The following is a 16938-nucleotide window of genomic DNA, read 5'->3' as shown; positions in this document are numbered from 1 at the left end:
GACCGGCGGTGAGAGTTCCTGGCTCCCCGGGATCTCCCCCGGGTCACAGTGGCGGGACCGCGCCGGATTCACACCGGGCTTCCTCTCCTGCCGCCGTACATGGCTCCGGAAGTCCACCACGCCCCGCGAACGCCCGTCAACTTGCCGTTGACCTGCGCGGGCGGAGTGTGCGAAGGCCCACAAAAAGGCGGGGCGCCGGGCGGCCGGGCCGCCCCGCGCCCCGCTTCCGCGTGGCCGCCGCAGGTCAGGCGACGATCAGGTAGATGCCGTACGCCACCGCCGCCGCGCAGGCCGCGAAGCAGGCGTACGCGCCGGTGACCGCGAGGCCCGCGGAACCGCCCTGGGCGGTGGCGCGCTCGCGGCGGGAGAGGCCGGCGATGCCGAGGGTGAACAGGGCCACCAGCGCCACGGTGACCACGAGGCTGACCCCGAAGACGGAGCCGAGGGCTGCCCAGTCGATCTTCATGGTGGTTCTCTTCCTTCGTACCCGGCAGGGACCGGGCGGCTCAGACGGGGGTGGCGGTGGCCGACGGGGCCTTGGGCTCGGGCGCGGCGAGGGCGGCGGCCAGTTCCTCGGTCACGCCCGCCGGGGGCGGGGTCACGGCGGCGATGGCGGCGGTGACCACGCCGGACTCCTCGGCGCCGGTGGCGTTGACGTTGGTGTGGTCGACGACCTCGCGCCGGGAGATCCGCCAGATGGCGAAGCTGGAGCCGACCAGGAAGAGGGCGACCAGCGCCGTCCCCCAGTCGCCCAGGCCGCACACCCACTCGGCGAGCGCGGCGACCAGGGCGGCGGCCGGCAGCGTCAGCGCCCAGGCGACGAACATCCGGGTGGCCGTGGACCAGCGGACCACGCCGCCCTTGCGGCCCAGGCCGGCGCCCATCACCGAACCGGAGACGGAGTGCGTGGTGGACAGGGAGAAGCCGAGGTGGGAGGAGGCCAGGATGACCGTGGCCGCGCTGGTCTGGGCGGCGAAGCCCTGCTGCGGCTGGAGGTCGGTCAGGCCCTTGCCCATGGTACGGATGATCCGCCAGCCGCCGAGGTAGGTGCCGAGCGCGATGGCCAGGCCCGCGGAGAGGATCACCCACACCGGCGGGTCGGAGTCGGGGGCGAGGGCGCCGCCGGCGACCAGGGCCAGGGTGATGATGCCCATGGTCTTCTGCGCGTCGTTGGTGCCGTGCGCCAGCGAGACCAGGCCGGCGGAGGCGATCTGCCCGGCGCGGTAGCCCTTGGCGGCGGCCTTGCCGTCGGCCTTGCGGCCCAGCGTGTACGTCAGCCGGGAGGCGACCATCGCCGCGACGCCCGCCACGATCGGGGCGGCGATCGCCGGGAGCAGCACCTTGGTGACGAGGACGTCGCCGTGCACCGCGCCGAGGCCGGCGGAGGCGACGGCGGCGCCGATCAGACCGCCCATCAGGGCGTGCGAGGAGCTGGACGGCAGGCCGACCAGCCAGGTCAGCAGGTTCCAGAGGATCGCGCCGACCAGGGCGGCGAAGATGACCTCGGGACGGATGCCGGTCTCGTCGACGAGACCCTTGGAGATCGTGTTGGCGACCTCCACCGACAGGAAGGCGCCCACCAGGTTCAGTACCGCGGACATGGCCACCGCGACCTTGGGCTTGAGGGCGCCGGTGGAAATGGTCGTGGCCATCGCGTTCGCGGTGTCGTGGAAACCGTTCGTGAAATCGAACGCGAGTGCGGTCACCACCACAATCGCGAGGATCAGCGAGAAGCTTTCCATTTACCCAGGCAATCGTTCGAGGTCATTGGCTGGACGAACGTAAGTAACGCGAGTGAACGGAAGATGAACTGAGCAGGGCGTGAGGGTGTCCGAAACCGGGGCCGCCGCCACCGCGCGGTCACCCCCCTGCCTGGCAGGATCACCGCAGCGCGGCCGGACGGTGGGCGCGCGGGGGCGCGCGGGGCGCCGATGAGGAGGCGGAGAGATGACGGAACCGCAGGTCAGGCCGGTGCGCGAGGCGGAGGCGCGGGCCTGGGAGGCGCTGGTCGCCACGGCCCGGCGCACGGTCGCCGACGGACTGGTCGTCGGCACCTCCGGCAATGTCTCGGTACGCGTCGGCGACATCGTTCTCGTCACACCCTCGGGCGTGCCCTACGACCGGCTCACCCCCGCCGACGCGACCGGCGTCGACCTCGACGGCCGGCAGGTCCTCGGCACGCTCGTCCCGACCAGCGAACTGCCCATGCACCTGGCGGTCCACCGCCGCACCGGCGCCCGCGCGGTGGTGCACACCCACGCCGTGCACGCGACCGCCGTCTCCACCCTCGTCGACGAGCTCCCGCCGATCCACTACCTGGCCGCCGCCCTCGGCGGACCCGTCCGCGTCGCCCCCTACGCCGCCTACGGCACCGAGGAACTGGCCGGGAACATGCTCCGCGCCCTCGACGGCCGCTCCGGCTGCCTGCTGCGCAACCACGGCACGGTCACCCACGGCGCCACCCTCGACCAGGCGTACGACCGCACCGCCCAACTGGAGTGGATGTGCCGCCTGTGGCTCACCGCCTCCTGCGTCCCCGGCCTGACCCCCGCCCTGCTCACCCGCGACCAGCTCGCGGAGGTAGAGCGGCGGCTCGCGGGGTACGGGCAACGGGAACGGCCCTGACAGGGCGGTCACCCCCCGGCCGCCCACCGCTGGCCGACGGACCGCATCGCAAGGAGACTGGACGGGTGCGCACTGCCACCGCGACGGCCGCCGCCGTCACCGCCGCCCTGGCCGCCGGCGCCGCGAGCGTCGCCGCCGGCCGCCTGGCCAGCGACGCCGCGCTCAAGGCGCCCGCCGGCCGGCCCCTGCCCACCGAACCCCGGCTCACGGTGCACGCGACCGCCGCCGGGCAGATCACCCTCACCCGCGCCCTCGCCTCCCTGCGGCCCGGCCGCTACGGACTGGGCGGCGACGGCTCGCACGCCGTCGTGGGTCCGGTCCTGCCCGGCGCGACCCACCCGGCCGACACCGTGGTACGCCGCCTGGAAGGCGTCACCCACGGCACCCTGCGCCCCGGCGACAAGGCGTGGCTCACCCCCAACCTGTTCGTCGGCACCCCCCGCACCGTCCTCGGCCTGGACCACACCGACGTGGAGATCCCCGGCGAACTCGGACCGCTGCCGGCCTGGTTCCTGCCGGGCGCCCGCGGCACCTGGATCATCGCCGTGCACGGCCTGGGCACCACCCGCGAGCACACCCTGAACCTCCTGGGCCTGCTGCACGAACTGCACTTCCCGCTGCTCGCCCTCGCCTACCGCGGCGACGCCGGCGCCCCCCGGCCGCTGGACGGACTGCACCACTTCGGCGAGACCGAGTGGCACGACCTGGACGCCGCCGTCCGCTACGCCGCCGACCACGGCGCCCGCCGGATCGTGCTGCTCGGCTGGTCCACCGGCGCCACCATGGCGCTGCGCGCCGCCGCCCACTGCGGCCGGCGCGACCTGATCGCGGGCCTCGTCCTGGACTCGCCGGTCCTGGACTGGCAGGCCGCCCTGCGCGCCCTCGCCGCCGCCCGGCACACCCCCGGCGCCCTGCTGCCGCTCGCCGTCCGCGCCGCCCAGGGCCGCACCGGGCTCGACTCCGAACGCCCCGGCGACCTCGCCCGGCTCGACGTGCCGACCCTGGTCCTGCACGGCCCGGACGACGCCGTCGCCCCCTGGAGCCTCACCCGCCGGTTCGCCGCGGCCCACCCCCGCACGGTCACCCTGCACACCGTCCCGGGAGCCCCGCACGCCGCCATGTGGAACGCCGACCCCGCGCGCTACGAAGAAGTGCTCCGGCGCTTCCTGACCCCCCTGGCCTGACCCGTCCGTTCCGTATCGGCGGCGCGGGAACCGGCCGCCCGCCACCTCCGGACGCCCCGCGGCGCCCCCGCCCCCGGCCGCCCGACGGCCCCCGGCGGCATTCCGTTTGGGTTTTCGGACCGTCAACCGGAAGACTGCACCCGTGACGTCCCGTATCCCGCGCGACTCCAGGCTCCGACTCGTCCGCCCGCGATCCCTGGCCGCCTCCCCCAGAGCGATCGACCGGCCGCGCCCGCGCCGCGCCGCCCCGCGTCCCCCGGAGGGCACCCCGGCCCGCTCCGAGCTGGCCCGCATGGCCCGCGCCGGTCTCGCCGACGCCGCCCGTGTCGCCCGCTGGGCCGACGCCGTGCTCGGCCCCGGCCGGGACAGCGCCACCGACGACGGCAAGGCCACCCTCTCCGACGCGACCGCCGAACGCGCCGCCCGCGAACTGGGCCTGACCGTCGATCAGGTCCGCGCCGACTGGGACACCGCCCGCCTCGCCGGCCTGGTCGAGGTGCACGGCGACAGCGCCCGCCCCGGCTGGCGGCTGCGCGCCTGGGACCGCGACGACAGCGCCGTACTGCGCGGCTGGGTCGCCCTCTTCGACGCCTGGTCGCTCGCCCACCCCGAGCCCGCCGGCCACGAGCCGGCCGCCGTCGCCGAGGTCGTCTCCGCGATGCCCCAGGTGCTCTCCTTCCTCCAGTTGTCCGCCGGTCCGGTCCCCGTACCGCAGCTCCTGGACCTGCTGGAGCAGCGCGTCACCGAACTGCGCACCGAGCGCTGCGAGGTCCCCTACGGCCCCCAGGCCGAACCCCCGCGGCCGCCGGACACCGACGCCCCCCTCGCCCCGCTGCTGGACTGGGCGCTGCACGCGCTCGCCGCCGTCGGCGCCCTGACCTGCGGCGACGGCCAGGCCACGCTCACCCCGCTGGGCAACTGGGCGGTCTGGGTCAAGCTGGAGCAGATCTGCGTGGCCGCCCAGAGCCCCGCCGGGAACATCGAGCAGTCCGCCGAGGCCATGCTCCGCGGCTGCGCCCAGCTCCGCCCCAACGCCGCCCGCGCCGAGTACCGCGCCTGGCTCGCCGCCCGCCCGGTCGGCAGCGCCGTCACCGAGCTGCTCGCCGCCGCCCGGGGCGAGGACGCCCTGCTGCGCGGCCTGGCCTTCGAGACGCTGCGGGTGGTCGGCGCCCCCGCCGAACCCGACGTGCGGGCCGTCCTGGACGAGCCGACGCTGCGGCCGTACGCCCTGCTCTGGCTGGCCGAGCACGACGGCGCCGACCCCGAGGACGCCCACGAGGTGCTCACCCGCGAGGAGGCCACCTGGCTCTGGGTCGACACCGCCGCCGCCGTCGCCGACCACGGCGAGGCCCCGCTGCTGGTGCGGCACCTGGAGTCCGCTATCCAGCCCACCGTCCCGATGCTGCTGGACGAGGTCCGGGCCGTCGGCCACCCCCGCACCGTGCAGGTGCTGGTGGCGCTGGCCGCCGCGCACCCCGACCCGGCGCTGGCCAAGGCCGTGCGCCGGGCGGCGTTCCAGGTGCACACGGGGGGAAGCTGAGCGGGCGCCGGGCCCGTGTCCCGGGGGTGTGACGACGGCCCCGGCGGCGGAGCCGTAAAACTGCTTGCACACCCCCGGTAGAATGGCCGTCATGGCCATTCTCCACGCGCATTAGACCGCGGGTCGGACCTCAGCCGCCCCTCCCGCCTCCCACCCCGCCCTGGAGTCTGTCCGTGATTTCCGCCACCGGCATCGAGCTGCGCGCCGGCGCCCGCGTCCTCATCGAGAGCGCCACCTTCCGCGTCGCCAAGGGCGACCGCATCGGCCTGGTCGGCCGCAACGGCGCCGGGAAGACCACCCTCACCAAGTGCCTCGCCGGCGAGGGCATCCCCGCCGCCGGCACCATCACCCGCTCCGGCGAGGTCGGCTACCTCCCGCAGGACCCCCGCACCGGCGACCTCGACGTCCTCGCCCGCGACCGCATCCTGTCCGCCCGCGGCCTGGACGTACTGATCCGCAAGATGCGCGAGAACGAGCAGCGCATCGCGGGCGGCCAGGGCGCCACCCGGGAGAAGGCCCTGCGCCAGTACGAGCGCCAGGAGACGGAGTTCCTCACCAAGGGCGGGTACGCCGCCGAGGCCGAGGCCGCCACCATCGCCGCCGCGCTCAACCTGCCCGACCGGGTGCTCGGCCAGCCCCTGCACACCCTCTCCGGCGGTCAGCGCCGCCGTATCGAGCTGGCCCGCATCCTCTTCTCGGACGCCGACACCCTGCTGCTGGACGAGCCGACGAACCACCTCGACGCCGACTCGATCGTCTGGCTGCGCGACTACCTCAAGTCCTACCGCGGCGGCTTCATCGTGATCTCCCACGACGTCGACCTGGTCGAGACGGTCGTCAACAAGGTGTTCTACCTGGACGCCAACCGCGCCCAGATCGACGTCTACAACATGGGCTGGAAGCTCTACCAGCAGCAGCGCGAGGCCGACGAGAAGCGCCGCAAGCGCGAGCGCGCCAACGCCGAGAAGAAGGCCGCCGCCCTGCACTCGCAGGCCGACAAGATGCGCGCCAAGGCCACCAAGACGGTCGCCGCGCAGAACATGGCCCGCCGCGCCGACAAGCTGCTGGCCGGACTGGAGGCCGCGCGGGTCTCCGACAAGGTCGCCAAGCTCCGCTTCCCCGAGCCCGCGCCCTGCGGCAAGACCCCGCTGACCGCCGAGGGCCTGTCCAAGTCCTACGGCTCGCTGGAGATCTTCACCGACGTCGACCTGGCCATCGACAAGGGCTCCCGCGTCGTCATCCTCGGCCTCAACGGCGCCGGCAAGACCACGCTGCTGCGGCTGCTCGGCGGCGTGGAGCAGCCCGACACCGGCCGGGTGATCGAGGGCCACGGCCTCAAGCTCGGCTACTACGCGCAGGAGCACGAGACCCTCGACCCCGACCGCACGGTCCTGGAGAACATGCGCTCCGCCGCGCCCGACATGGACCTGGTGGAGGTCCGCAAGGTGCTCGGCTCGTTCCTGTTCTCCGGCGACGACGTCGACAAGCCGGCCGGCGTGCTCTCCGGCGGCGAGAAGACCCGGCTCGCGCTGGCCACCCTGGTGGTCTCCTCGGCCAACGTGCTGCTGCTGGACGAGCCGACCAACAACCTCGACCCGGCCAGCCGCGAGGAGATCCTCGGCGCGCTGCGCACCTACAAGGGCGCCGTCGTCCTGGTCACCCACGACGAGGGCGCCGTGGAGGCGCTCCAGCCGGAGCGGATCATTCTGCTGCCCGACGGCGTCGAGGACCTGTGGGGCGCCGGCTACGCGGACCTCGTCGCCCTCGCTTGATCGAATGGATGATCCACGGCGTATGGATCATTCGGCCGATCGGTGATCCATCATCTGTGTGAGATCTCCTCGTACCGAGGTGTGTCCTACATCCATGTCACGGCCGAGCCCTCCGTTCCCGGAGGCTCGGCCGTGACGCCTTTCTGACCAGCAACTTCACCGGAGAACCCGTTCGGGTGTACGGACGCCGATCTCTGGAATTCGCCATTCCGCTTGTGGGGACGCACTCCTGTCGTCACAACCTTGTCTCACCGACCTTGCCGAATGGGTGGCCATCGCGCCCCGGAGGGGTGATCATGAGGAGACCAGAGCGCACTTCCCATGAGGAGGCACGGGTGGCCGAGACTCTGAAGAAGGGCAGCCGGGTGACCGGCGCCGCGCGCGACAAGCTCGCGGCAGACCTGAAGAAGAAGTACGACGCCGGTGCGAGCATCCGGGCCTTGGCCGAGGAGACCGGCCGCTCGTATGGCTTCGTGCACCGCATGCTCAGTGAGTCGGGCGTCACGCTGCGAGGGCGTGGCGGGGCGACCCGGGGCAAGAAGGCCACGTCGGCCTGATTCCCCCGGGCGGCCCTTCGGCTCTCCGAAGGTGGCCACCCGGTCGGACGCATGACCGACCGGGTGGTTACTGTGCAGTCACTTACGTGGGCCGTGCGGAACTCCGTACGGCACGCCAGGACGACCGCACCCATCGGAGGCGCCCCATGGCTTCGCCCGCCCAGGACCACGGCACAGCGGGTCCCGTACTCGACCAGGACGGCGTACGGCTCACCGTCGACGACGCGATCGCCACGGTGACGCTGACCAACCCGGCCAAGCGCAACGCGCAGAGCCCCGCCCTGTGGCGGGCGCTCGCCGAGGCCGGGCGACGGCTGCCGGGCACCGTACGGGTCGTCGTGCTGCGCGCCGAGGGCAAGTCGTTCTCGGCCGGGCTCGACCGGCAGGCGTTCACTGAGGAGGGCTTCGACGGCGAGCCGTCGTTCGTCGATCTGGCGCGCGGCTCGGACGCCGAGCTGGACGCGGTCATCGCCGGGTACCAGGAGGCGTTCACCTGGTGGCGGCGGAGCGACCTGCTGTCCATCGCCGCCGTGCGGGGGCACGCCATCGGGGCCGGGTTCCAGCTCGCCCTCGCCTGCGACCTGCGGGTCGTCGCCGACGACGTGCAGTTCGCGATGCGCGAGACCGGCCTCGGCCTGGTCCCCGACCTCACGGGCACGCACCCGCTGGTCACCCTGGTCGGCTACGCCCGCGCCCTGGAGATCTGCGTGAGCGGGCGGTTCGTCACCGCCGAGGAGGCGGTGAGCAGCGGGCTGGCCAACCTCGCCGTGCCCGCCGACCAGCTCGACGCCGCCGTGCGCGATCTGGCCTCGGCGGTCCTGGCCGCGCCGCGGGACGCGGTGGTGGAGACCAAGGCGCTGCTCCAGGGCGCCACCACCCGCGACCTCGACGCCCAGCGCGCCGCGGAACGCGCCGCCCAGGCCCGCCGCCTGCGCGACCTGGCGGGCCTCGGCGAGTAACCCCGCGGGAGGGCCGGCCCGGCGCGTCAGTCCAGCGCCGTCACCAGGACCGCCACCGACGGGTGGTCCGGCAGCGCCTCGGACACCGCCGCGCGCAGCCTCCGGGCCACCTCCACGGTGCGGTACCCCGCGTCCACCGCGCACTCCACCCGCACGTGCCGCCGGGGCAGGACCGCGTCCCCCTCGGACGCGGTCAGGTGCGCGGGCCGGCCCAGCGTGCCCGTCAGCCGGGTCACGCCCTCGACCGCGAGGGCGGCCCGCGCCACCCGCGCCTCGTCGCCCTCCCCGGCCTCGTCGGCGCCCGCGCCCGCCGCCCCGGAAGCCGCCCCAGGGGTCTCCCGCGCCGGTTCCGCCGGGGCCGGGTCAGGGGCCGGGTCCGGGTCCGGGTCGAGGAGGGCCGTCACCCGCAGGTCCACCTCCGTCACCGCCAGGCCGAGACGGGCCGACGCCGCCGTGGCCAGCGCCGTACGGACCAGGTCCGTCGTCGTCGGGAGCGGCTCCGCCGCCGTGGCCGCGAGGTCCGCCGTCACCCGCAGCGGCCCCGGCGGCAGCGCGCTCGGCGGCGGCGGTACGGCGGGCTCCTGCGCGCCCTCGGGGCCGGCCGGCCCGATCCGCAACCCGTTCGGACGCACCCCCGGCACGCCCCGCGCCGCCTCCAGCAGGACCCCGCGCGCCGCCCGTTCGGCGATCCAGGCGCCGTCCCGTGGGCCGCCCAGGGGCAGGAATCTGCCGAGCCCGAGCTGCTCCCGCACCGTCCGTGTCCACCGATCAGCCGTCGTCATTCCTCCAGCCTGCCGCATCCCTGGCGCGCGACCGAGCATCCGCGCTTAACGTGGTCACGGAACCTCGACCGGAAGGGACGCAGGCGATGAGCGAGACCACGGAGCGACAGGGCACGGCGACAGAGGGCCTCACAGGGGCCAAGGCACACTCGCCCCGGCGCGGCGGCGGGGACCCCGGCACCCGGGGACGCACCACCATCGCCGACGGCGTCGTGGAGAAGATCACCGGAATGGCCGCCCGTGACGTGGTGGGCGTGCACGCCATGGGCAGCGGCATGTCCCGCACCTTCGGCGCGGTCCGCGACCGGGTGCCCGGCGGCGGCGGCGGGAACAAGTCGGTGACGCGCGGCGTGAAGGCCGAGGTCGGCGAGAAGCAGACCGCGCTCGACCTGGAGATCGTCGTCGAGTACGGCGTGGCGATCGCCGATGTCGCCCGCGACGTACGGGAGAACGTGGTGGCGGCGGTGGAGCGGATGACCGGCCTGGAGGTCGTCGAGGTCAACATCGCGGTCAGCGACGTCAAACTGCCCGACGAAGAGGACGAGGACCAGCCGGAACCCCGGATTCAGTGAGACGGCACCCGGTGACCCGGAACTGAAGGAGAGCGCACCATGAGCATGGCCGTGGTCGGCTTGATCGCCGGCATGGCGCTGGGCTTCGCCGGTTATTTCGGCGGATTCGGTGCCTTCCTGCTGGTGGCGGCCCTGGGCGCCGTCGGCTTCGTGGTCGGCCGGTTCCTGGAGGGGGACCTGGAACCGGGCGACTTCTTCCGCAGCCGTGGCGACCGGCGGCGGTGACCGGGGTGAGCGCAGCCGTCGGTGAGCTGCCCGCGCCCGAGGCCGTCGTCCCGCCCGGCGAGCGCGGGGCGACCCGGATCGCGGACCGGGTGGTCGCCAAGGTCGCCGCCCAGGCGGCGCGCGAAGCCGTGGGGCAGCTTCCGCCGGACGCCGCGCCCCCGCATGCCACCGTGGCCGTGCGGCACGACGCGGCCCGCATCCACGTCCACCTCGAACTGGACTTCCCCAGCGACGTCGGCGCCCGCTGCGGCCGGGTGCGGCACCGGGTCGTCCAGCGGGTGGGCGCGCTGACCGGCATGCGCGTGCCCGAGGTCACCGTGCAGGTCGAACGGCTGCACCTCACACCGGAGTACCGGGCACCCCAGGGGAGGACCCGATGAGCGGACCCGACGAGCAGGGCGCCACCAGCAGGCTCCCCGTCATGGAGCGGCAGACCGGCGCCCAGCAGGACCCCCCGCCCGCCCCGGAGACCGGCGCGCGGGCCGGCCGCTTCTGGTCGGCACGCCGCGTCCCCGCCGCCGTCACCGCCCTGCTCCTGCTGGTCCTCGCGGGCGCCTTCCTGTACGACGTGGCCGCCGTCCGGGCCGGTCGCTCCGCCCTGGCCTGGCGGCGCGGCTTGGCCCGGCAGCTCGCCGAACGCCCCCTGGACGACATCTGGGTGCTGGTCGGCGCGGGTGTCGCCGCCGCCCTCGGCCTCTGGCTGCTGCTGCTGGCGCTCACGCCCGGCCTGCGGTCGGTGCTGCCGATGCGCCGCACCCACCCCGACGTGCGCGCCGGGCTGGACCGGGACGCCGCCGCCACGGTGCTGCGGGACCGCGCCATGGAGGTCGCCGGGGTGCAGTCCGCGCGGGTGCGCACCCGCCGCTCGAAGGCCAAGGTCCGCGCGGTGTCCCACTTCCGCGAACTGGACGACGTACGCACGGACCTGGACGCCGTACTCACCGACACCGTGCGCGGGCTGGGGCTGGCCCGGCCGCCGAAGCTGTCGGTGCGGGTGCGGCGGCCCGGACGGAAGGGGTGAGGGCGATGCTCAGGACCGTCAACCGGGTGCTGCTCGCGATCGTGGGACTCGTCCTGCTGGTCCTCGGCGGCTCGGTGCTCGCCGTGGGCCTCGGCGCCTCCCCGCCCTCCTGGTGGGTCCACGACGGGCGGCACGACGTACTGCTCAGCGACGGCCAGCGGACCCGGTGGCGGGACGCGGGCTGGTGGTGGCCGGTGGTGATCGCCGCCCTCGCCGTGCTGCTGCTGCTCGCCCTGTGGTGGCTGGTCGCGGTGGTGCGCCGGCGCCGGCTCGCCGAGCTGCTGGTCGACACCGGCGACGGCGAGGGCGCGGTGCTGCGCGGGCGGGCCCTGGAACAGGTCCTCGCCGAGGAGGCGGGCCGGGCCGACGGCGTCGACGGTGCCCGCGTCCGCCTCACCGGCCGCCGCACCGCACCCCGGGCCCGGCTGCGGCTGCTGCTGGAACCGCACGTCGACCCGGGCACCGCGCTGGAGCACCTCACCGGGCACGCCCTGCTGCACGCCCGCCGCTCGGCCGGGCTGGCGGCGCTGCCGGCGGAGGTCCGGCTGCGCGGCGTCCGGCACCGCGCCGAACGGGTCAGTTGACGCCCGCGGCTCAGAAGCCGTGCCGCACGCCGCCGTCCACCGGCACCATCACGCCCGTCACGTACGACGCGGCCGGGGAGAGCAGGAAGGCGGCGGCGCGGCCGAACTCCTCGGGGCGGCCGTAGCGGCGCAGCGGGATGCCGGACTCGGCCGCCCTGCGGGTGGCCTCCGGGTCGGCGGACAGGGCGTCCAGCTCCCGGACCCGGTCGGTGTCGATGCGGCCCGGCAGGACGCCGACGACACGGATGCCGCGCGGGCCCAGCTCGTCCGCGAGGGACTTGGCGAATCCGGCGAGCCCCGGCCGCAGCCCGTTGGAGATGGTCAGCCCCGGGATCGGCTCGTGCGCCGAGCCGGACAGCACGAAGCCGATCACTCCGCCCTCGCCCAGTTCGGCCGCCGCCGTCCGGGCCAGGCGTACCGCGCCGAGGAACACCGATTCGAACGCGGTCCGCCACTGCTCGTCGGTGTTGTCGGTGACGAAGCCGGGCGGCGGGCCGCCGACGCTGACCAGGACGCCGTCGAAGCGGCCGAATCGCTCCCGGGCGGTGGCGATCAGCCGGCCGGCGGCCTCCGGATCGGCGTTGTCGGCGGCCACCCCGACCGCGTCCGGGCCCAGCGCGGCGGCCGCCTCGGCGGCGCGCTGCCCGTCCCGTCCGGTGACGACCACCTTGGCGCCGTCGGCGACCAGTTCCCGCGCGGTGGCGTTGCCCAGGCCCCGGGTGGCCCCGGTGACGACGTACACCCGGTCCTTCAGTCCAAGATCCATGGCCCCTATCCTGCCTTCTCGTCCCCGTACAGGGCGAGGGCGGTGTGCACCAGGCCGATGTGGCTGAACGCCTGGGGGAAGTTGCCGAGCTGCCGGCCGGCCACCGGGTCGTACTCCTCGGCGAGCAGCCCCACGTCGTTGGTGAGCCCCAGCAGCCGTTCGAACAGTTCCCGGGCCTCGGCGGTGCGGCCCGCCATGTGCAGGGCGTCGGCGAGCCAGAACGAGCAGACCAGGAAGGTGCCCTCGCCGCCCGGCAGCCCGTCCGCGGTCGTGTCGGTGCTGTACCGGTGCAGCAGACCGCCCTGGAGCAGCTCCTTCTCGATGGCGTCGATGGTGCCGAGGACACGCGGGTCGTCCGGCGGCAGGAAGCCGACGCGGGGGATGAACAGCAGCGCGGCGTCCAGCTCCCGGGAGCCGTAGTACTGGGTGAACGTGTTGCGTTCGGGGTCGTAGCCCTTCTCGCAGACCTCGCGGTGCACCTCCTCGCGCAGCGCCCGCCAGGCGTCGAGGTCGCCCTCCAGCTCCGGGTGGGCCTCCAGGGTGCGCACCGCGCGGTCGGCGGCGACCCAGGTCATCACCTTGGAGTGGACGAACTGCCGGCGTCCGCCGCGCACCTCCCACAGCCCCTCGTCCGGCTCCCGCCACACGGTCCGCAGGAAGTCCATCAGGGCCCGCTGGAGTTCCCACATCTGCGGCTTGCCGGGCATCCCCGCGGCGCGGGCCAGCGACAGGGTGTCCATGACCTCGCCGTACACGTCGAGCTGGAGCTGGTCCACGGCGGCGTTGCCGATGCGCACCGGCCGGGACCCGGCGAAGCCGGAGAGCCAGGGCAGCTCGTACTCGGGCAGCCGGCGCTCACCGGCCAGGCCGTACATGATCTGGAGCGCGGAGGGGCTGCCGGCCACCGCGCGCAGCAGCCAGTCGCGCCACGCCTCCGCCTCGTCCAGGTACCCGGCGGCGAGCAGGGCGCCGAGGGTGAGGGTGGAGTCGCGCAGCCAGCAGTAGCGGTAGTCCCAGTTGCGTACGCCGCCGGGCTCCTCGGGCAGCGAGGTGGTCGCGGCGGCCACGATGCCGCCGGTCGGCGCGTAGGTGAGCGCCTTGAGGGTGATCAGGGAGCGGACCACGGCGTCCCGGTGCGGGCCGTCGTAGCGGCAGCGGGCGGCCCAGGACCGCCAGTCCGCGACGCTGTGCTCCAGCGCCCGGTACGGGTCGATCTGCTCGGGACGCGGCTCGTGCGAGGGGTGCCAGGTGAGGACGAACGCCACCTTCTCGCCCGCCGCCACGGTGAACTCCGAGTGCGTGCCGAGGTCCTCGCCCCAGGTGCGGACCTCGGGTTCGCTGCGCAGCCACGCCGAGTCCGGGCCGGCCACGGCGACCCGGTGGCCGTCGGTCCGGCGCACCCAGGGGACGACGGAGCCGTAGTCGAAGCGCAGCCGCAGCGTGCTGCGCACGGTCACCCGGCCGCTGAGCCCCTCGACGATCCGCACCAGGTCGGGGGCGCGGTCGCGCTGCGGCATCAGGTCGGTGACCCGGATCGCGCCGTCCTCGGTCTCCCACTCGGTGTCCAGCACCAGGGTGTCGGGCCGGTACGCCCGCCGGGTGCAGCGCTCGGCGCCGGCCGGGGCGATCCGCCAGTGGCCGTTGTCCTCGTCGCCGAGCAGCCTGGCGAAGCAGGCGGCGGAGTCGAAGCGGGGCAGGCACAGCCAGTCCACGGAACCGTCGGTGGAGACGAGCGCCGCGGTCTGCTCGTCGCCGATGATCGCGTAGTCCTCGATACGGGGATGCACGGGGTCCGTCTGCCCAGCGGGGTGACGGGGCAATCAAGGCGGCGGGCCCTACACGGACGCCGGTTCCGCTTCCGCCGGGTCCTCGGCGCCGGCCGCCTCGGCCCGGTCGCGGACCTCGCGGCGGACCAGGAACCACCAGCCGACCGGGACGGCCGCGGAGAACAGCCACCACTGGATGGCGTAGGCGAAGTTGAGCGCCGCGTCCTCGTTGCCGGGCCTGCCGATCGGCTCGGGGGCGCCGTCCTTCGGCTCGGGCGCCGTCAGCACGACGTAACCGCCGAGCACCGAGGCGTCCAGGCGCTCGGCCTCCCGGGCGCTGTTGATCAGCATGATCTGCCGGTCGGGCAAGCCCTTGAGGTCTTTGATGCCGCTGGCCTCGGTCGTCTCGTCGGGCATCATCCGCCCGGTGACGGTGACCTCGCCGGCCGGCGGGGCGGGGATCTTCGGGAACTCGGTTTGGCTGGGGCCGTCCGCCGGGACCCAGCCCCGGTTGACCAGCAGCACCTTGCCGTCGTCCAGGACGAAGGGGGTCAGCACGTGGTAGCCGACCTCGTCGTCGGCGTTGGTGCGGCGTCGGACCACGACCTCGTCCTCGGTGTCGAAGCGGCCCGTGGCGGTGACACCGCGGTACCGCTCGTCGCTGGTGATCCGCTTGCCGGGGGAGGTGAGCCGCTCCACGGGCACCGGGTCGGCGTTCAGCGCGCGGGCGACCAGGTCGTTGCGGGCGGTGCGCTCCTCGTAGCGGTGCATCTGCCAGAAGCCCAGCCTGATCATCGTGGGGATGAGGAGGAGGGCGACCAGCGTGAGGATCACCCACTGCCGGGACAACAGGAAGCGGTACACCCCATGACCGTACAACTCGGCCACGGGGTGTCCGCACGGGGGTGCGCTCAGACCCGGTCGACGATGCCCGCCCTCCCCTCGGCGCGGGCGCAGTGGGCGCCGCAGTACCAGTGGCCGTCGACCTCTACGCCCTGCCCGATGATCTGCACCCGGCAGTGCTCGCAGATCGGGGCCATGCGGTGGATCGCGCAGGAGAAGCAGTCGAAGACGTGGACCGCGCCCTGCGCGTGGACCTCGAAGGTCATGCCGTAGTTGTTGCCGCAGACTTCACATGTCGCCATGCGCCACAGGGTGGGCCGTGGCCGCGGTCCGGGCGAGCGGGTACCGGGCGAGTCGTCCCGCTTTCACCCGTCTCGTCCGGCAATCACCCGTCCGACGTCACACACCTGTACGACAGCCCGCGCCCGGCCCGGATCAGCCGTCGGCCGGGGCGACGTCCCGCAGCAGTTGCCCGAAGGCCGCCTCGTCCACGATCGGCGTGCCGTACTGCCGGGCCTTGACCACCTTCGAGGTGCCCGAGTCGGGGTCGTTGGTGACCAGCAGGCTGGTCAGCCGGGAGAGGCTGGTCGCCACGTGCAGCCCGGCCTCGGCCGCGCGGTCCTCCAGCAGCTCCCGCTCGGTGGAGGTGTCACCCGAAAAGGCGACCCTCATGCCCTGCTTGAGCGGTTTGCCGTCTTCGTACCGGCCCGGGTTGGGATACGGGCATGCGGGCCTTTTGCGGGAGGGCCGCCAACTCGTCTGCGGATACCCGCCGTAGCCCGTCTGCCGACCGATCCGGGCCGCGGGCCGGTCCGCCCACTCGGTCAGCGGCCGGCACTCCTGCAGCGGCAACCGCACACTGCCCGCGGCGGCGGCGCGCAGGCTCGGCCGGAACGCCTCCGCCAGCACCCGCGCGTCGTCCAGCGCGTGGTGCGCCCGCCGCTGCACCACGCCGAAGTGCGCGGCGAGCGACTCCAGCTTGTGGTTGGGCAGCGGCAGCGCCAGCTCCTTGGCGAGCGCGATGGTGCACAGCCGCTGCCGCACCGGGGCCTCGCGCTGCGCGCGGGCGTACTCCCGGGCGATCATCTGCCAGTCGAAGACCGCGTTGTGCGCGACCAGGACCCGGCCGTCGAGCCGGGCCGCGAACTCCTCGGCGACGTCCCGGAAGAGCGGCGCCCCTTCGAGCACGTCGCTCGTCAGGCCGTGTATCCACACCGGGCCCGGGTCCCGCTCCGGATTGACCAGGGTGTACCAGTGGTCCTCGACCTCACCGCGGGCGTCCAGCCGGTAGACGGCCGCGGAGATGATGCGGTCGTCGCGGGCCAGGCCGGTGGTCTCCACGTCGACGACCGCGTATCCCCGCGGATACGCGGCCGGCCACAGCGTGGGGGACGACGCTTCGGTCGTACGGTCTTCGAGCATGGTTCACGAGGATACGGGCCGGGACCGACAGTCCCGTCCCGCAGGGGTTCCGGCGTGCCCAAGTCCCGTGCCGTCCGGGACGGTTCGGCCCGGCCGCCGGCGGCTCACCGGCGGACCGGCACCGGAAGGGCCGTCAGCGGCCCGGACACGGCGAGCACCAGGCCGGGCACGGCGACCTCCGCACGCGCGGGGGAGCAGGCGGCCGGCGGATCGGCCGCGCGGCCCAGCCTCAGGCGCCCGCCACACGCGCGTAGCGGCCCAGCAGCGCCGGGCCCGCCGCCGATGCCGGCGGGACCGCCCGGCACCGGGTTGCCGGTGGC

The 16938-nt window shown here is 74.5% G+C and carries 19 protein-coding genes and 1 riboswitch; of the genes, 11 read left to right on the top strand and 8 right to left on the bottom strand.

The annotated features are described in order from the left end of the window. Positions 1-12: 12 nt before the first annotated feature. Positions 13-86, bottom strand: a riboswitch (cobalamin riboswitch). 158 nt (positions 87-244) lie between these two features. Both ACFY32_RS07180 and ACFY32_RS07175 read right to left on the bottom strand, forming a co-directional pair. Next, positions 245-466 (bottom strand): hypothetical protein, encoded by a 222-nt coding sequence (locus ACFY32_RS07180; RefSeq protein WP_390673628.1) that lies wholly within the window; start codon positions 464-466, stop codon positions 245-247. Positions 467-506: 40 nt separating this feature from the next. Beyond that, positions 507-1742: an inorganic phosphate transporter gene (locus ACFY32_RS07175; RefSeq protein ID WP_359200559.1), complete on the bottom strand. Its 1236-nt coding sequence runs from the start codon at positions 1740-1742 to the stop codon at positions 507-509. Between the two features lie 205 nt (positions 1743-1947). Between ACFY32_RS07175 and ACFY32_RS07170 the strand changes: the two genes are divergently transcribed. From ACFY32_RS07170 to ACFY32_RS07145, 6 genes are all read left to right on the top strand, one after another. Continuing rightward, a complete protein-coding gene (locus tag ACFY32_RS07170; RefSeq protein ID WP_359200557.1) occupies positions 1948-2625 on the top strand; it encodes a class II aldolase/adducin family protein in 678 nt (225 codons plus the stop codon). Between the two features lie 65 nt (positions 2626-2690). Continuing rightward, entirely contained in the window at positions 2691-3809 is a 1119-nt protein-coding gene (locus tag ACFY32_RS07165; protein WP_390673627.1) for an alpha/beta hydrolase family protein, read from the top strand. Between the two features lie 142 nt (positions 3810-3951). Further along, positions 3952-5349, top strand: a complete 1398-nt coding sequence (locus tag ACFY32_RS07160; protein ID WP_359200553.1) for a hypothetical protein — start codon at positions 3952-3954, stop codon at positions 5347-5349. 173 nt (positions 5350-5522) lie between these two features. Next, positions 5523-7121 (top strand): ABC-F family ATP-binding cassette domain-containing protein, encoded by a 1599-nt coding sequence (locus tag ACFY32_RS07155; protein WP_359200551.1) that lies wholly within the window; start codon positions 5523-5525, stop codon positions 7119-7121. A 335-nt stretch (positions 7122-7456) separates the two neighbouring features. Next, entirely contained in the window at positions 7457-7678 is a 222-nt protein-coding gene (locus ACFY32_RS07150) for a helix-turn-helix domain-containing protein (protein WP_003976983.1), read from the top strand. Positions 7679-7824: 146 nt separating this feature from the next. Beyond that, a complete protein-coding gene (locus ACFY32_RS07145; protein ID WP_390673626.1) occupies positions 7825-8637 on the top strand; it encodes an enoyl-CoA hydratase/isomerase family protein in 813 nt (270 codons plus the stop codon). A 26-nt stretch (positions 8638-8663) separates the two neighbouring features. Here ACFY32_RS07145 and ACFY32_RS07140 read toward each other — a convergent pair whose 3' ends face one another. Continuing rightward, entirely contained in the window at positions 8664-9419 is a 756-nt protein-coding gene (locus ACFY32_RS07140) for a nucleopolyhedrovirus P10 family protein (protein ID WP_390673625.1), read from the bottom strand. An 86-nt stretch (positions 9420-9505) separates the two neighbouring features. Between ACFY32_RS07140 and ACFY32_RS07135 the strand changes: the two genes are divergently transcribed. The 5 genes from ACFY32_RS07135 to amaP are packed head-to-tail and all read left to right on the top strand — an operon-like array spanning position 9506 to position 11821. Further along, complete coding sequence (locus ACFY32_RS07135; protein WP_390673624.1) at positions 9506-9991, top strand: Asp23/Gls24 family envelope stress response protein; 486 nt, start codon at positions 9506-9508, stop codon at positions 9989-9991. Positions 9992-10030: 39 nt separating this feature from the next. Further along, positions 10031-10216, top strand: a complete 186-nt coding sequence (locus ACFY32_RS07130) for a hypothetical protein (RefSeq protein WP_190208011.1) — start codon at positions 10031-10033, stop codon at positions 10214-10216. Further along, positions 10213-10596 carry a hypothetical protein gene (locus ACFY32_RS07125; protein ID WP_359200544.1) on the top strand — a complete coding sequence of 128 codons (384 nt, stop codon included), beginning with the start codon at positions 10213-10215 and terminating at the stop codon, positions 10594-10596. The genes ACFY32_RS07130 and ACFY32_RS07125 overlap by 4 nt, the downstream gene beginning before the upstream one ends. Further along, positions 10593-11237 (top strand): DUF6286 domain-containing protein, encoded by a 645-nt coding sequence (locus ACFY32_RS07120; RefSeq protein WP_390673623.1) that lies wholly within the window; start codon positions 10593-10595, stop codon positions 11235-11237. Before ACFY32_RS07125 ends, ACFY32_RS07120 begins: the two co-directional genes overlap by 4 nt. A 5-nt stretch (positions 11238-11242) precedes the next feature. Continuing rightward, on the top strand, positions 11243-11821 hold the full coding sequence (gene amaP, locus ACFY32_RS07115; protein ID WP_359200540.1) for an alkaline shock response membrane anchor protein AmaP: 579 nt from the start codon (positions 11243-11245) through the stop codon (positions 11819-11821). Positions 11822-11831: 10 nt separating this feature from the next. On the opposite strand, the gene ACFY32_RS07110 is transcribed toward amaP, so the two are convergent. The 5 genes from ACFY32_RS07110 to ACFY32_RS07090 all read right to left on the bottom strand — a co-directional run bounded on the left by ACFY32_RS07110 (position 11832) and on the right by ACFY32_RS07090 (position 16618). Continuing rightward, the gene (locus ACFY32_RS07110) at positions 11832-12587 is read right to left on the bottom strand and encodes an SDR family oxidoreductase (protein ID WP_359200538.1); all 756 of its coding nucleotides are present in this window, start codon (positions 12585-12587) and stop codon (positions 11832-11834) included. A gap of 5 nt (positions 12588-12592) precedes the next feature. Further along, a complete protein-coding gene (locus tag ACFY32_RS07105; protein WP_359200536.1) occupies positions 12593-14374 on the bottom strand; it encodes a glycoside hydrolase family 15 protein in 1782 nt (593 codons plus the stop codon). Between the two features lie 48 nt (positions 14375-14422). Then, positions 14423-15217 (bottom strand): SURF1 family protein, encoded by a 795-nt coding sequence (locus tag ACFY32_RS07100; protein ID WP_359200534.1) that lies wholly within the window; start codon positions 15215-15217, stop codon positions 14423-14425. Positions 15218-15264: 47 nt separating this feature from the next. Further along, positions 15265-15498: a hypothetical protein gene (locus ACFY32_RS07095; protein WP_359200532.1), complete on the bottom strand. Its 234-nt coding sequence runs from the start codon at positions 15496-15498 to the stop codon at positions 15265-15267. Between the two features lie 133 nt (positions 15499-15631). After that, a complete protein-coding gene (locus tag ACFY32_RS07090; RefSeq protein ID WP_390673622.1) occupies positions 15632-16618 on the bottom strand; it encodes a DEDDh family exonuclease in 987 nt (328 codons plus the stop codon). Positions 16619-16938 lie beyond the last annotated feature (320 nt).

Source organism: Streptomyces sp. NPDC000134 (genome assembly GCF_042899225.1).
In the GTDB taxonomy this organism is placed as follows: Bacteria; Actinomycetota; Actinomycetes; order Streptomycetales; family Streptomycetaceae; genus Streptomyces.
Note: the sequence above shows the minus strand (reverse complement) of the source record. Positions and strands in the feature narration are given on the sequence as shown.

What these genes read in the sequence shown, in the direction of transcription:
- ACFY32_RS07180 (WP_390673628.1), bottom strand. Translation starts at nt 466, where the DNA reads ATGAAGATCGACTGGGCAGCCCTCGGCTCCGTCTTCGGGGTCAGCCTC.
- ACFY32_RS07175 (WP_359200559.1), bottom strand. Translation starts at nt 1,742, where the DNA reads ATGGAAAGCTTCTCGCTGATCCTCGCGATTGTGGTGGTGACCGCACTC.
- ACFY32_RS07170 (WP_359200557.1), top strand. Translation starts at nt 1,948, where the DNA reads ATGACGGAACCGCAGGTCAGGCCGGTGCGCGAGGCGGAGGCGCGGGCC.
- ACFY32_RS07145 (WP_390673626.1), top strand. Translation starts at nt 7,825, where the DNA reads ATGGCTTCGCCCGCCCAGGACCACGGCACAGCGGGTCCCGTACTCGAC.
- ACFY32_RS07140 (WP_390673625.1), bottom strand. Translation starts at nt 9,419, where the DNA reads ATGACGACGGCTGATCGGTGGACACGGACGGTGCGGGAGCAGCTCGGG.
- ACFY32_RS07135 (WP_390673624.1), top strand. Translation starts at nt 9,506, where the DNA reads ATGAGCGAGACCACGGAGCGACAGGGCACGGCGACAGAGGGCCTCACA.
- ACFY32_RS07130 (WP_190208011.1), top strand. Translation starts at nt 10,031, where the DNA reads ATGAGCATGGCCGTGGTCGGCTTGATCGCCGGCATGGCGCTGGGCTTC.
- ACFY32_RS07120 (WP_390673623.1), top strand. Translation starts at nt 10,593, where the DNA reads ATGAGCGGACCCGACGAGCAGGGCGCCACCAGCAGGCTCCCCGTCATG.
- amaP (WP_359200540.1), top strand. Translation starts at nt 11,243, where the DNA reads ATGCTCAGGACCGTCAACCGGGTGCTGCTCGCGATCGTGGGACTCGTC.
- ACFY32_RS07110 (WP_359200538.1), bottom strand. Translation starts at nt 12,587, where the DNA reads ATGGATCTTGGACTGAAGGACCGGGTGTACGTCGTCACCGGGGCCACC.
- ACFY32_RS07095 (WP_359200532.1), bottom strand. Translation starts at nt 15,498, where the DNA reads ATGGCGACATGTGAAGTCTGCGGCAACAACTACGGCATGACCTTCGAG.
- ACFY32_RS07090 (WP_390673622.1), bottom strand. Translation starts at nt 16,618, where the DNA reads ATGCTCGAAGACCGTACGACCGAAGCGTCGTCCCCCACGCTGTGGCCG.